This window comes from Rhizobium mesosinicum, from assembly GCF_019511345.1.
GTDB classification, from domain to species: domain Bacteria; phylum Pseudomonadota; class Alphaproteobacteria; order Rhizobiales; family Rhizobiaceae; genus Rhizobium; species Rhizobium mesosinicum.
This window is the reverse complement of sequence record NZ_JAEUAK010000005.1, coordinates 306,999-321,264: the sequence shown is the minus strand read 5'-3', so window position 1 is coordinate 321,264 and position 14,266 is coordinate 306,999. Positions and strand designations below refer to the sequence as shown.

Sequence of the window (14,266 nt, the reverse complement as noted above, 5' to 3'; positions counted from 1 at the left end):
ACATTGTGCCACGGGATAGGGCATACGCGAAAAGGACTTGAAGCCTAAGTAAATCCTGGAGATCACAAGGCGTTTTAAAGGCTCAGACGCCGATCGCCGTCACGTCTTCGGTGGCCTCGGCGTCGCTGCCGGGAATGAAGGCATGGAAGGCCGCGAGCGCGGCGGTGCGATACATATCCCTTTCCTGGAATATCTCGTGGCGGGCACCGTTGATTGGCACGAGCTGACCGGCGCGGAAATAGCGCGAAAGCCGCTCCTGTGCCGTATAAGGCACCACCCCGTCCCGCGTCGGCGCGATGACGACAGAAGGAATAGTGATCGAGAAGAGGTGGTAGGGCTGGGTCACCCGATCGATCGCCTTCATGCATTCGTGCATCCAGCGGGCAGTTGGCGCTCCCAATGCGAGTTCCGGATGGGCCTTTGCGATCGCCGCGTTGCGCTCGAAACGCGTCTCATCCGATGTCAGTGGATTATCAGGGAATTGCAGTTCTTTCATCTTGCCGAGCGGCACGCCACCAAGGCCGACAGCGCTGAGCGTGGCCGACACCGCGCGAATGATACCCTCGGACGCAGCCTGGCCAATAAGGCCAAGGAAAGGGGCTGACAGCACCATGCGCTCGATGCGCGTGGACAGATAAGGTGCGGCGGAAAGCGCGATCAGCGCGCCCGTGGAATGGGCGAGCATGTAGAAGGGCAATCGGGTATCCGGCAGTACGACTTTTTCGAGGAAAGTGTCGAGGTCGCGCTCGTAATCGGAAAAGCGGCGGATGTGGCCGTGATTGCGCTTTTTGATCAGTCGCGGCGAACCTCCCTGGCCGCGCAGGTCGTAGGTGGCAACCCAGAGGCCCTTGGCGGTGAGATCGCGGATCGTTTCGAAGTATTTCTCGATATATTCGCTGCGTCCATGCAGGAGCACCACTGTTCCATGGGCGGCAGGTGTTTGTGACCGGAAAACGGCATAACGCAACCTCTGGCCGTCGTGAGTCTCGAAAAACCCCTCGGTGCGGTTCTCCGGCGCCGGATTGTCTGGAGTGGAGTAAAGAACCTGTTCCATGGGCAGAGCGCTTCTTCGCGTGAGAGATATATTACGGGATAACGCAGGGACAGGGAAAATCAATGTCGAATAATGCTCAATATAAGAGAATTGTAATATATTGGTGTTCCACGGCAGGCTTCGAAAGAGAGATACGCCAAGGTTAGTGCCCGACGAGCCGCGCCGCCTTCGCACAATGGCGACAATGAGAGCGACAGTCATCTTTCGAATTGCAAGTCTTTGAGAAAAAAGGCCGGCGGAGCTGAGGGGCTCGCTGCCGGCCGAATTGAGGCTGAAGAAGAAGGGACGATACACTTCAGCCTTCGGGCCAGTGTCACCCGATGCATCTATTTCTAGCGGGCAGTGCCTGAACCTTCGCCGAACCTGCCGTTCATACAGGGTTCACGCAGCAATGGCGGTGCCTGAAGAGGGGCTTGAAGTCCCGGAAACCTATCCCCATCTGAACTTTGCGGGCGCCGGAAGGGTCCGCGCAACCGTCCCGAAACCGCCAAGAACGGGGTTTTTGGGGCATCCTACCGCAACACGTCGCTTCCCTAGGAGGACATCATGCGTCACGTAGACTTCTCTCCCCTTTATCGTTCCACCGTTGGCTTCGACCGTCTGTTCACGATGCTCGACAGCCTCGCCCAGCCGGATCAGGTTCCGACCTATCCGCCGTACAATATCGAACGGACCGGTGAGAACACCTATCGCATCACCATGGCCGTTGCCGGCTTCGACGAAACCGAACTCGCCATCGAATCACATGCTCACGCGCTTACCGTGAAGGGTGAAAAGCGCGAGGAAAATGCCGATAGCAGCGAGTATCTGTATCGCGGCATTGCAAAGCGCGCCTTCGAGCGCCGCTTCCAGCTTGCCGATCATGTCGAAGTGACTGCCGCCTCGCTGAAGAACGGCCTCCTGCACATCGACCTTCTGCGCAGCATCCCAGAGGCTCTGAAGCCCCGCAAGATTTCTATTGCCGCTGAGCCGGTCGAAGCTCCCAAGGCAATTGAAGCGCAGGTCGTCAACAGCTAATCCGCTTTCTTACGAATCAGACGGAAACGGCGCCAGCGATGGCGCCGTTTTTGTTCTGCGCCTGTTACGCTCGTTCAGGCCGGGCTTGCGGCTTCTTCCAGCTCTTCTTCCGAGGCGCGGCGGGCTGCGGCGGCTGCATATTTTTGGGCGATGACCGCGCAGACCATCAACTGGATCTGGTGGAACAGCATCAGCGGCAGAACGATCGCGCCGATCGACTGGCCGGCGAAGATGACGTTCGCCATCGGAACGCCGCTTGCGAGGCTCTTCTTCGAACCGCAGAAGGTGATGGTGATTTCATCGGCCTTGTTGAAACCCAGCCAGCGGCTGCCATACATGGTGAGGACGAGAACGAGCGCCAGCAGCACCATGTCGGCGACGATGACTGCGGCGATATCGGCTATCGAGAAGGTGTGCCAGAGCCCTTCGACAACGGCGGTCGAGAAGGCCAGGTAGACGACCATCAGAATGGAGCCGCGATCGACCGGCATCAAGATCTTCTTCTTGGAGCGGATCCATTCGCCGATCCAGGGCTGCAGGATCTGGCCGACGACGAACGGAGCCAGCAACTGCAGCAGGATCTGTTCCAGCGCATCGAAGGAAAAGCCGCCATGACCGCCGACCGAGAAGAGCAGGCCGACGAGCAGCGGTGTCAGGAACATGCCGAAAATATTGGAAGCTGAAGCCGAGCAGATCGCTGCCGGCACATTACCGCCTGCCATCGAGGTGAAGGCGATCGAGGACTGCACCGTTGACGGCAGCACGCAGAGGAAGAGGATGCCGAGATAAAGCGGCTGCGGCAGGATGGAATCCGGGATGAAGCCTACGGTCAGGCCGAGGATCGGAAAGATGCCGAAGGTCGTTAGCAGAATGACGAGATGCAGCCGCCAGTGCAGCAAGCCGGCGATGACGACATCGCGCGAGAGGCGCGCGCCGTGCAGGAAGAACAAAAGCGCGATGGCGATATCGGTCGCCACACCGAACCAGCTTGCAAAAGTGCCGCTCGCCGGAAAGATCGAGGCGAGGACGACGGTGCAGACGAGCAGGATCGTGAATGTGTCGGGCAAAAAGCGGCGCATGACAGTCTCGCTGGAACAAATCACTCATTACCCTGTCTCTCATTACGATACAGGATGCAACGAATAACAGTTATCACGAACCAGGATTATGCCTATGCTGGACCTATCGCAGCTTCGCAGTTTCGTCACCGTCGAGCAGATGGGCAGCTTCACGCTGGCCGCCGAGAGGCTGGGCCTTGGGCAGTCGACAGTCAGCCAGCATATCCAAAGACTGGAGACCTCGCTGGAGCGCCGGCTGCTGGAACGCGATACGCATAAGGTGGTGCTGACCAGTGACGGTGAGGCGCTGCTGTCGCATGCGCGGTCCATGTTGTCGATTGAAGGGCAGGTGCGCTCACTGTTCAAGGGCGGCAGCCTGCGCGGACGCCTGCGGCTCGGCGTTTCCGAGGATTTCGTAACGAGCCAGCTACCGGCGGTGCTGGAAGACTTCGTGCGCTCGCATCCCTCCGTCGATCTCGAACTGACGGTGGCGCTTTCAGGTGTTCTCTACGAAATGCAGGATGCGGGAGCGATCGACCTTGTGCTTGCCAAGCGACGGCTCGGTGATGAGCACGGAAAGCTCGTCTACCGGGAGCCGCTGGTGTGGCTGGCGCGGGATCCGGAGCATGTGCTCGCATCCCACCCACTGCCTTTGATCGCTTTCCCGCCGCCGAGTGTGACGCGCGCCATTGCGTTGGAGGCACTCGGCCGGCACGGTGTCGCCTGGCGCATCGTCTGCACCTGCGGCAGTCTGAGCGGGCTGACGGCCGCCGCGCGTGCCGGCATGGGCGTACTCGTGCAGCCGCGCAGCATGGCGCCTTCCGGGCTGAAGGAAATCGCGCCGGCCAGGCTGCCGGTGCTTGAGGATGTCGAATTCGTGCTGGTGCCGCGAAAGGGCGCCGATCAGGCGCTTGTGGCGGCACTTTCGGATGATATTCTGAAGAAGGTCAGGAGCCTGCGATCGGCCTGAATACCTTCACATCAAAAATCCCGCCGGCAAAGGCGGGATTTTGATTTTCGAAATCAGAACTCTACGGCGAAACGCATTGGCGGCGCGGACCGTAATAGGGCTGATAGGTATTGTCGTAGGCGCGATAAGAGCGGTAGCGCGAATAGCACCACCGGGTGTGGTAGCTGCCGCCGGAATAGTAATAGCGCGGCTGGCGCTGCGAGCTTATGATGCCGCCGATGATGGCACCTGCGGCAAGGCCGCCGATGATCGCGCCGGCGTTGTTGTGCCTGTGGTGCCGGCGATAGCGCCACCCGTCGTCATCATAACGATAGCGCCACCTATCGTCGTCGTACCGATAGCGATCCCAGTGCCGGCGATAATACTGAACCTGCTCGACATTCGAGACCTGGGGCACATCAGGCTCTGCGATTGTCGGAAAGGCCTGCGCCGGTGCGACGCTGGTAAAAGCCGTCGCCACGGTCAGGACGATGATTGCCAACTTCTTCATTTCTTCACCTCTTCATAGGAAACGGGTGACACGGACCGCCTATGAATTGAGACAGGAATGCCGAAGGATGCACTTTGTTCCGTAGTGGCTGGATACGGGCTCTTTCGAGCGGGCGTTCCGGGCGTTTGCGAAATCAGGCGGCCAGGCACTTGAGGAAGCCGTCTACATCCGCTTCGGTCGTTGCAAAGCTGGTGACGAGACGGACGAGCGTTTCGCCCTCCGAAACGACGTCCGGCATGCCGGCCGGGATCGGCCACTCGTAGAATTTTGCGCCCTTGCCCTCAGCCGTCTTTGCGGCTGATTTCTGAATGACCGCGAAAACTTCGTTTGACGCGGTCGGCCAGGCGAGCCGGGCCGAATTGCTGGTGCCGATGCCGGCACGAAGACGTTCGGCCATGCCGTTGGAGTGACGGGCGAGGTCAAGCCAGAGGCCGTCTTCGAAATAGGCGTCGAACTGGGCGGAGATGAAGCGCGACTTGGAGAAGTGCTGGGCGGCGCGCTTGCGGATGAAATGCATTTCCTTTGCCTGCTCCGGATTGAAGAAGACGATCGCTTCCGCGCACCAGCAGCCATTCTTGGTACCGCCAAAGGAGAGGATGTCGACGCCGCGCTTCCAGGTCATTTCGGCAGGTGTTGCATTCAATGCAACGAGCGCATTGGCAAAGCGCGCGCCGTCCATGTGCAGGGGTAGTCCTCGCTTCTTGGCAATCGTGGAAATCTCGCCGATTTCCGGCAGCGAATAGACGGTACCGATTTCGGTGGATTGGGTGATGGTCACGGCGGTGGCGCGGCCATGACGAAGGGCATCCTCCGGGAAGTGGGCGATCTTTGCCGAGAGTTTGGTCGGATCGATCTTGCCGGCTTCGCCGTCGACGGCGATGAGGCGGGCTGAGCTGGAGAAGAATTCGGGCGCGCCGCATTCGTCCTCGATCACATGGGCTTCCCGATGGCAGATGGTGATCCCGCCAGGGCGCTGGACGCTCGCCAGCGCCAGAGAGTTGGCGGCGGTGCCGGTCGCAACGAAGAAGACGGAAACCTCGTGCTCAAAGATTTCTGAAAAGCGGGCTTCCACTCGTCTGTCGAGATCGCTGTTGCCGTAAGCGGCAGCAAAACCGGTGGACTCGGCAAGCAGGCGTTCGGCAATGGATTTATGGGCGCCAGCCCAGTTGTCGGAAGCAAAAATCATAGAGAAAACCATTGAAAACGGTGGGGCGGGAGTTTCGGGATTGGACACTACGCCAAAGCTTCACAGGATCAAAGGCGGAAACCCGGATGCATCACAAAAATTGAACTGCGCAATCAATAAACAAGATGATAAAGTGCGACGTAATTTTATGTCTCGATTTTGGTAGATCTGGCAATCTTCGGTCGCAAATTGATGTTTTTTTAAGAGGGCACTCTTGCGGAGCGGAATTGTTTCTGTCATTGAACGGATGAACTAGGACAGGGTTGCTGTCCTATTTTGGCCTTCCCGGCCGAAGAGGCGCCGAAAGCCCTGGAACAGAGCGGCTTTCACGCTATAGTTCTTCCGAGCGTCAAGCCTTCATATGGCGGCGCGCGGAAGCGAATGGCAGCGCGGAACGCGATGGTTTGCTTTCCTTAAAAGCAGATGTCTGCGCCCGATCTTCATAATGCAACAGCGCTGTCACGCGCCGGACCTATTTTAAAGGTGCGGTACGCGACGAAAAGCCGCCCGCAGCCCCGCGGGCTTCGACAGGAGGAAAGACGATGACGAAGATGACGCCATCCACGCATATCGGCCAGTTCGCACCAGCAGACGTGCGCGCAACGGCCAATACGCGTAAATCTGCCTCCGATCTTCCGAAGAAACAGGGGCTTTACGATCCGCGCAATGAGCATGACGCCTGCGGTGTCGGCTTTGTCGCGCATATGAAGGGCCAGAAGTCGCATCAGATCGTCAAGGACGGCCTCTTCATTCTCGAAAACCTGACGCATCGTGGTGCCGTCGGCGCCGATCCGCTGATGGGCGACGGTGCCGGCATTCTCGTGCAGATCCCTGACCGCTTCTTTCGCGAGGAAATGGCCAAGCAGGGTATTACCCTGCCGAAGGCTGGCGAATATGGGGTCGGCCATATCTTCATGCCGCGCGACGAAAAGCAGATCGACCACTTCAAGAAGGTGATCAAGGACGTCATCGCCGAAGAAGGTCAGATCTTCCTCGGCTTCCGCGACGTGCCGGTCGACAATTCATCTCTGTCAAAGGCGCCGGCGATTGCTGCGACCGAGCCGCATCACGTGCAGGTTTTCATTGGCGCCGGCAAGGATGCTGCGACGAACGATGAATTCGAGCGCCGCCTCTTCACGCTCCGCAAGGTCATCTCCAACCGGATCTATGATGAGTTCGACGGTGAGGAGAGCCACTTCTATCCGGTGTCGCTGTCGAGCACGACCGTCGTCTACAAAGGCATGTTCCTGGCTTACCAGGTTGGCGCCTATTATAAGGACTTGTCAGACCCGCGCTTCGAAAGCGCGGTCGCTCTCGTGCACCAGCGCTTCTCGACCAACACCTTCCCGTCCTGGAAGCTCGCGCATCCCTATCGCATGGTCGCCCACAACGGTGAAATCAACACGCTGCGCGGCAACGTCAATTGGATGGCGGCCCGTCAGGCTTCTGTTTCTTCTCCGTTATTCGGCGAGGATATCTCCAAGCTCTGGCCGATCTCCTATGAAGGCCAGTCGGACACGGCCTGTTTCGACAACGCGCTCGAATTCCTCCTGCGTGGCGGCTATTCCCTGTCGCATGCGGTCATGATGTTGATCCCCGAGGCATGGGCCGGCAACCAGTCCATGTCGCCCGAACGCAAGGCATTCTACGAATATCATGCCGCGCTGATGGAGCCGTGGGATGGGCCGGCTGCCGTTGCCTTCACCGATGGCAAGCAGATCGGTGCGACACTCGACCGTAACGGCCTGCGGCCGGCACGCTATCTCGTTACCGATGACGACCGCGTCATCCTGGCGTCGGAAGCCGGCACGCTGCCGGTTGCCGAAGAGAGCATCATCCAGAAGTGGCGCCTGCAGCCCGGCAAGATGCTGCTGATTGATATGGAAGAAGGCCGCATCATCTCTGACGACGAGGTGAAGGCGCAGCTTGCGAACGCGCATCCCTATCGCAGCTGGCTCAACCGCACGCAGCTCATTCTCGAAGATCTGAAGCCGGTCGAGCCGCGCGCGCTTCGCCGCGACGTCTCGCTACTCGATCGCCAGCAGGCCTTCGGTTACACGACCGAGGACACCAAGATCCTGATGTCGCCGATGGCGACGACGGGGCAGGAAGCGATTGGCTCGATGGGCACGGATACGCCGATCTCGGCCATGTCCGAGAAGTCGAAGCTGCTTTATACCTATTTCAAGCAGAACTTCGCGCAGGTAACGAACCCGCCGATCGACCCGATCCGTGAAGAGCTCGTCATGAGCCTCGTTTCCTTCATCGGTCCGCGTCCGAACATTCTCGATCACGAAGGCATGGCGAATGCCAAGCGCCTCGAAGTGCGCCAGCCGATCCTGACCAATGGCGATCTCGAAAAGATCCGCTCCATCGGTCACACGGAAGACCGTTTCGACACCAAGACGCTCGACTTCACCTATGATGTCGAACGCGGCGCCGAAGGCATGCCGGAGATGCTCGATCGTCTCTGCGAGCGTGCGGAAGCGGCGGTCAAGGGCGGCTACAACATCATCGTGCTCTCCGACCGCCAGATCGGGCCAGATCGCATCGCCATTCCAGCGCTGCTGGCGACCGCTGCCGTGCACCATCACCTGATCCGTAAGGGGCTGCGCACGTCGGTCGGTCTCGTCGTCGAAACCGGCGAGCCGCGCGAAGTGCACCATTTCTGCCTGCTGGCCGGCTACGGTGCGGAAGCGATCAACCCCTATCTCGCTTTCGACACGCTGCTCGACATGCATGCCAAGGGTGAATTCCCGAAGGAAGTCGACGCCAGCGAAGTCGTCTATCGCTATATCAAGGCTGTCGGTAAGGGCATCCTGAAGGTCATGTCCAAGATGGGTATCTCGACCTATCAGTCCTATTGCGGCGCGCAGATCTTCGATGCGATCGGCCTGCAGTCGGAATTCGTCGACAAGTATTTCTTCGGCACGGCAACGACCATCGAAGGCGTCGGTCTGGAAGAGATCGCCAACGAGACGGTCGCCCGTCATAAGTCAGCCTTCGGCCGCGATCCGATCCTCGCAAGCAACCTCGATATCGGCGGCGAATATGCCTACCGTATGCGCGGCGAAAGCCATGCCTGGACACCGGATGCCGTGGCTGCCCTGCAGCATGCTGTTCGCGGCAATGCCGAGGATCGCTACCGCGAATTCGCAGAGATGGTGAACACGTCGGCGCTCCGTATGAACACGATCCGCGGCCTCTTCAAGATCAAGAGCGCCGAGGCAGTCGGCCGTAAGCCGGTGCCGGTCGACAGCGTCGAGCCGGCTGCCGATATCGTCAAGCGCTTCTCCACGGGTGCCATGTCCTTCGGTTCGATCAGTCGTGAGGCGCATACGACGCTGGCGATCGCCATGAACCGAATCGGCGGCAAGTCGAACACCGGCGAGGGCGGTGAAGAGAGCGATCGCTACATGCCGCTGCCGAATGGTTCGTCGAACCCCGAGCGCTCGGCCATCAAGCAGATTGCATCCGGCCGTTTCGGCGTGACGACTGAATATCTCGTCAACGCTGACGTGCTGCAGATCAAGGTCGCGCAGGGTGCCAAGCCCGGCGAAGGCGGCCAGCTGCCTGGCCATAAGGTCGATGCGGTCGTTGCGAAAACCCGTCATTCGACCCCGGGTGTCGGTCTGATTTCGCCGCCGCCGCACCATGACATCTATTCGATCGAAGATCTGGCACAGCTGATCTATGACCTGAAGAACGTCAACCCGACCTCGGATGTCTCAGTCAAGCTCGTCTCGGAAGTCGGCGTCGGTACGGTTGCCGCCGGCGTCGCCAAGGCGCGTGCGGACCACATCACGGTTGCCGGTTTCGATGGCGGTACGGGCGCTTCACCGCTCACCTCGCTGAAGCATGCCGGTTCACCCTGGGAAATCGGCCTTGCCGAAACACAGCAGACACTGGTGCTGAACGGGCTGCGCTCGCGTGTTGCCCTGCAGGTCGATGGTGGTCTGAAGACCGGCCGTGACGTCGTCATCGGCGCGCTGCTCGGTGCCGACGAGTTCGGTTTTGCGACGGCGCCGCTGATTGCGGCCGGCTGCATCATGATGCGCAAGTGCCATCTCAACACCTGTCCGGTCGGCGTGGCGACGCAGGATCCCGTCCTGCGCAAGCGCTTCAAGGGCACGCCCGAGCACGTCATCAACTACTTCTTCTTCGTCGCCAACGAAGTGCGCGAAATTCTGGCCTCCCTCGGCTTCACCAAGCTCGATGACATCATCGGCGCCTCGGAGCTACTCGAGAAGGACGAGATGCTGGCGCACTGGAAGGCCAAGGGGCTCGATTTCGGCAAGATCTTCCACAAGGTCGACGCACCGAAGGAAGAGACCTACTGGACGACCCGTCAGAAGCACCCGATCGACGACATTCTCGACCGCAAGATGATTGCGGCCGCCGAGCCGGCACTGGCATCGAAGACGCCCGTCGCCTTCGAAGTCGATATCAGGAACGTCGACCGCTCGGCCGGTGCGATGCTCTCGGGAGAAGTGGCCAAGCGTTATAACCATCGCGGCCTGAAGGAAGACACGATCAACGTCACCCTGAAGGGCACGGCCGGCCAGAGCTTCGGCGCATTCCTAGCACGCGGCGTGACCTTCAACCTGATCGGCGACGGCAACGACTATGTCGGCAAGGGCCTTTCGGGCGGAAAAATCATCATCCGTCCGCCGGAAAATTCGAGGATCGTCGCTGAGGACTCGATCATCGTCGGCAATACTGTGCTTTACGGTGCCACCGAGGGCGAATGCTACTTCCGCGGTGTCGCGGGCGAGCGTTTCGCGGTTCGTAACTCCGGTGCCATCGCCGTCGTCGAAGGCGTGGGCGACCACGGCTGCGAATATATGACCGGCGGCGTGGTCGTGGTGCTCGGCGGAACGGGCCGCAACTTCGCGGCCGGCATGTCCGGTGGCGTGGCCTACGTTCTCGACGAGGCCGGCGATTTCGCCAGCCGCTGCAACATGGCCATGGTCGAACTCGAGCCGGTTCCGGAAGAGGACGACATGCTGGAGAAGCTGCACCATCACGGCGGGGACCTCATGCACAAGGGACGGGTCGACGTTTCCGGCGACATGACGCGCCATGACGAGGAGCGCCTCTACCAGTTGATCTCCAACCATCTGCACTACACGGGCTCCACCCGCGCCAAGGAAATCCTTGAGCACTGGGCCGACTACCGCCCGAAATTCCGCAAGGTCATGCCCGTCGAGTACCGGCGCGCGCTTGAGGAAATGGAACGCAGCCGGATGGGCATCGCTGCCGAATAATTGAACCGAACAATCCGCCACGCCGGAAGCGCGTGGCGGATGACTGAAATATCTCAATGACTCAACGACGATCAGCCGCAAGCCTGAAGCTTGCGCAACCGCGTGGATGGCGACAGGAGATATGTTCTGATGACGGTCAAGACACACAACCTGCCTCCGCGACCGAGGCTGAACAGACAACTGGCCGCGGGCGAGGCGGTCATGAGGGCAAGGGACGAAAATATGGGTAAGGTTACAGGTTTTCTGGAAATCGACCGGCAGGTAGCGAAGTATCAGCCGGCGTCGGATCGCATCCGTCATTTCCGCGAATTCACGATCCCGATGTCGGACCCGGAAGTGCAGAAACAGGCAGCCCGCTGTATGGACTGTGGCATCCCCTATTGTCACGGCCCGACCGGCTGCCCGGTTCACAACCAGATTCCGGACTGGAACGACCTCGTCTACAACAACAACTGGGAAGCGGCGATCCAGAACCTGCACTCGACCAACAACTTCCCGGAATTCACCGGCCGCGTCTGCCCCGCTCCCTGCGAGGAGGCGTGCACGCTGAACCTTGAAGATGCACCCGTTGCCATCAAGACGGTCGAGCAGGCGATCGCCGACAAGGCTTACGAGCTTGGCTTCATCCGTCCGCAGCCGGCAACGATCCACACCGGCAAGAAGGTCGCGATCATCGGTTCCGGCCCTGCCGGCATGGCGGCGGCCCAGCAGCTCGGCCGAGCCGGCCATGACGTGCACGTCTACGAGCGCGAGACTAAGCCGGGCGGCCTGCTGCGTTACGGCATTCCGGACTTCAAGATGGAGAAGAACTTCATCGATCGCCGCGTGGAGCAGATGAAGGGGGAGGGCGTGACGTTCCATTGCGGCGTCAATGTCGGCGTCGATGTCAAGGTCGAACAGTTGCTCGCGGATTATGATGCCGTCCTTTACTGCGGCGGCTCCGAAACACCGCGCGCAGCCGGTATCCCTGGCACCGATCTCTCCGGTGTTCACGATGCGATGCCGTACCTCGTTCAGCAGAACAAGCGTGTCGGTCGCGAGAATATCGACAGCACCGGCTGGCCGTCCGATCCGATCCTGGCCGGCGCCAAGCATGTCGTCGTTGTCGGTGGTGGTGACACGGCGTCGGACTGCGTCGGCACGGCCTTCCGTCAGGGTGCGGTCAAGGTGACCCAGCTCGACATTCGTCCGCAGCCTCCGGAGAAGGAAGATAAGCTGGCCGTTTGGCCATTCTGGGCTACAAAGATGCGTACCTCCTCTTCGCAGGCCGAGGGCGCGATCCGCGAATTCCAGGTCGCGACGCTCGAATTCGTCGGCGAAGATGGCGTGCTGACCGGCGTAAAGTGCTGCGAAGTCGACGAGCGCCGCCGCCCCGTTCCGGGTACCGATTTTGTTATCAAGGCGGATCTAGCCTTTATTGCGATCGGCTTCAGCGGTCCGTTCAATGACAGCGTGCTGAAGGAACTCGACGGCAAGCTGACGCTCAACGTCGACAAGCGCGGATCAACCAACGTCGTTGCCAACGATCGCGAATACAAGACCTCGATCGAAAAGCTTTGGACGGCTGGCGACGTGCGCCGCGGCCAGTCGCTGGTGGTCTGGGCGATCCGCGAAGGCCGCCAGGCGGCGCGTGCGATCGACGAGGCGCTGATGGGCTCTACCGTCCTGCCGCGCTGATCTGCCTCAAACAATTCGTCGAACAAGAAACTCCGCCGCATTCCGGCGGAGTTTCTCGTGGTAGGACCGGTGACGCGCTGCGGTTTCCGGCAAGCTTCATGCAATTGTCGAGCTGCAGTTTTCCTTGCGTAGGCAGGTCCGACCCGGCCTGCGGTGACTGACCGGAGGCCGAGGCAGGCCGGTCACCCTGTGGATAAGGTCGACGGCAGCGATGCCTATTTCGGCCAGATCGGCTCCGACTTCTACTAGTACCAGACCTGGCCGCAGGTGACGGCCAGGTAGGTCCGGGACATCGATGAGAGCCGCTCAAGCGGCCCTTTCTCACTTCACCGAAACTTCTGCCGCCGTCTTTGGCGTCGGCATACGGTAGTCGTCTATGCGGCCTGTCGGCGCCGGAGCCATCTCTCCCTGTTCGACCAGGAGATCGCGTGGCGATTTCGTCAGCGTGACCGGCGTCCTGCTGGCGCCGAGCAATTCCGCTCCACCATCAAGACTCGGGTCGGACAGGCTGATCGGTTGCGTATGTTCCATCGGATTGGCCGGCAGCGTCAGCGCCGGCAGGTTGCCTGGATCGAGGCGCACGAGATCGGGGCTTGCCTGAGTGCCAAGAAGGCGGCGCGCCGGCTTTTCCACGTAGAAGGCGAGCTTGCGGCGGCCGGCCTGGGTCAGGTTGACGCCGTCAGCGGTCCGCAGGCGCACCTGCTGGCCGTTGACATCGGAGCCGGTGACGATGAACTTGCCATTCTCGTCCACGAAGCCGTCCCAGATGTCGACGAATTCGCCGCCGATGCTTTCCACCTGATTGCGGTAGAGCTGGTTCATCTGCACGGCATCGGCCGTCATCGAATCGGATTCGAAGGCGGGAAGTCCGACCCAGAGCAGCGGGATCTTTCGGCTCGTGATCTCCTTGCCGAAGGCCAGAACGCGGCGTTGATATTCAGTAAACCAGCCGTCGGTGCGGAATTTTTCCTTGCCGGCATCCGTTACCATCTGCTGGCGATCATTGGTGCCGATCATGACGACGACCATTGCTGGCTTCAGTTCGTTGATCATCTTCGGCAATTCGCCCGGCCAGTTGTAGTAGTCGTCGCGCACGAGGCCGGACGAGACATTGCTGCGGGCTTCGACCACAACACCGGGTGAGGTTTCGAACGCGGCGGCAAGGCCATCCCCCAGGCCACCGGCGAGAAAATCACCAACGACAAGGATTTTCTGGGCGTTCTCCTGCTTTTGAACCACGGGTTCAGCGGGCGCGACGGGCGTCGTGCGCATTGGTGTCACAGCCTTCTGCGTGGGTGGGCGCCTGCGTGGCTGCTGTTGCCGCCGCGGTTGGTCCCGCATTTCGGGCTGTGGATTCTCGTCGATGTAACGCCGGCCGAGAAAGAAATCGAGGATGGAGCGGCGCTGGTAGCGAAGCTCCTGCGCCTCGGCATAGTCCGCCGGCAGCATCGAACCCAGGCAAAAAGACAACGTGGCCGCGGCAAGCGCAAGCCCACGAATCCATCGGGTCCGGTCAAGTTGTTTCGTCATCGGGCAGTTTCGCATCT

9 protein-coding genes are annotated in these 14,266 nt (G+C 60.3%); 4 read left to right on the top strand and 5 right to left on the bottom strand.

The features are described from left to right. Positions 1-82: 82 nt before the first annotated feature. Entirely contained in the window at positions 83-1,054 is a 972-nt protein-coding gene (locus JNB85_RS16055; protein ID WP_220335327.1) for an alpha/beta fold hydrolase, read from the bottom strand. A 546-nt stretch (positions 1,055-1,600) separates the two neighbouring features. Here JNB85_RS16055 and JNB85_RS16050 point away from each other — a divergent pair. After that, complete coding sequence (locus JNB85_RS16050) at positions 1,601-2,071, top strand: Hsp20 family protein (protein WP_183829563.1); 471 nt, start codon at positions 1,601-1,603, stop codon at positions 2,069-2,071. A 74-nt stretch (positions 2,072-2,145) separates the two neighbouring features. Here JNB85_RS16050 and JNB85_RS16045 read toward each other — a convergent pair whose 3' ends face one another. Beyond that, positions 2,146-3,150: a bile acid:sodium symporter family protein gene (locus JNB85_RS16045; RefSeq protein ID WP_220335326.1), complete on the bottom strand. Its 1,005-nt coding sequence runs from the start codon at positions 3,148-3,150 to the stop codon at positions 2,146-2,148. Between the two features lie 94 nt (positions 3,151-3,244). Between JNB85_RS16045 and JNB85_RS16040 the strand changes: the two genes are divergently transcribed. After that, positions 3,245-4,099, top strand: a complete 855-nt coding sequence (locus JNB85_RS16040) for a LysR family transcriptional regulator (protein ID WP_220335325.1) — start codon at positions 3,245-3,247, stop codon at positions 4,097-4,099. A gap of 61 nt (positions 4,100-4,160) precedes the next feature. Here the strand turns inward: JNB85_RS16040 and JNB85_RS16035 are convergent, their stop codons facing one another. Together JNB85_RS16035 and JNB85_RS16030 are read right to left on the bottom strand one after the other, a co-directional pair. After that, the gene (locus JNB85_RS16035) at positions 4,161-4,589 is read right to left on the bottom strand and encodes a BA14K family protein (RefSeq protein WP_220335324.1); all 429 of its coding nucleotides are present in this window, start codon (positions 4,587-4,589) and stop codon (positions 4,161-4,163) included. Positions 4,590-4,722: 133 nt separating this feature from the next. Next, positions 4,723-5,775, bottom strand: coding sequence for a threonine aldolase family protein (locus JNB85_RS16030; protein WP_220335323.1), 1,053 nt, complete (start codon positions 5,773-5,775; stop codon positions 4,723-4,725). Positions 5,776-6,317: 542 nt separating this feature from the next. Here JNB85_RS16030 and gltB point away from each other — a divergent pair. Together gltB and JNB85_RS16020 are read left to right on the top strand one after the other, a co-directional pair. After that, a complete protein-coding gene (gene gltB, locus JNB85_RS16025) occupies positions 6,318-11,042 on the top strand; it encodes a glutamate synthase large subunit (RefSeq protein ID WP_220335322.1) in 4,725 nt (1,574 codons plus the stop codon). 222 nt (positions 11,043-11,264) lie between these two features. Beyond that, the gene (locus tag JNB85_RS16020; protein WP_220335501.1) at positions 11,265-12,719 is read left to right on the top strand and encodes a glutamate synthase subunit beta; all 1,455 of its coding nucleotides are present in this window, start codon (positions 11,265-11,267) and stop codon (positions 12,717-12,719) included. A gap of 321 nt (positions 12,720-13,040) precedes the next feature. On the opposite strand, the gene JNB85_RS16015 is transcribed toward JNB85_RS16020, so the two are convergent. Next, positions 13,041-14,249 carry an SGNH/GDSL hydrolase family protein gene (locus JNB85_RS16015; protein ID WP_220335321.1) on the bottom strand — a complete coding sequence of 403 codons (1,209 nt, stop codon included), beginning with the start codon at positions 14,247-14,249 and terminating at the stop codon, positions 13,041-13,043. Positions 14,250-14,266 lie beyond the last annotated feature (17 nt).

What these genes read in the sequence shown, in the direction of transcription:
- JNB85_RS16055 (WP_220335327.1), bottom strand. Translation starts at nt 1,054, where the DNA reads ATGGAACAGGTTCTTTACTCCACTCCAGACAATCCGGCGCCGGAGAAC.
- JNB85_RS16045 (WP_220335326.1), bottom strand. Translation starts at nt 3,150, where the DNA reads ATGCGCCGCTTTTTGCCCGACACATTCACGATCCTGCTCGTCTGCACC.
- JNB85_RS16015 (WP_220335321.1), bottom strand. Translation starts at nt 14,249, where the DNA reads ATGACGAAACAACTTGACCGGACCCGATGGATTCGTGGGCTTGCGCTT.
- JNB85_RS16050 (WP_183829563.1), top strand. Translation starts at nt 1,601, where the DNA reads ATGCGTCACGTAGACTTCTCTCCCCTTTATCGTTCCACCGTTGGCTTC.
- JNB85_RS16020 (WP_220335501.1), top strand. Translation starts at nt 11,265, where the DNA reads ATGGGTAAGGTTACAGGTTTTCTGGAAATCGACCGGCAGGTAGCGAAG.
- JNB85_RS16035 (WP_220335324.1), bottom strand. Translation starts at nt 4,589, where the DNA reads ATGAAGAAGTTGGCAATCATCGTCCTGACCGTGGCGACGGCTTTTACC.
- gltB (WP_220335322.1), top strand. Translation starts at nt 6,318, where the DNA reads ATGACGAAGATGACGCCATCCACGCATATCGGCCAGTTCGCACCAGCA.
- JNB85_RS16030 (WP_220335323.1), bottom strand. Translation starts at nt 5,775, where the DNA reads ATGATTTTTGCTTCCGACAACTGGGCTGGCGCCCATAAATCCATTGCC.
- JNB85_RS16040 (WP_220335325.1), top strand. Translation starts at nt 3,245, where the DNA reads ATGCTGGACCTATCGCAGCTTCGCAGTTTCGTCACCGTCGAGCAGATG.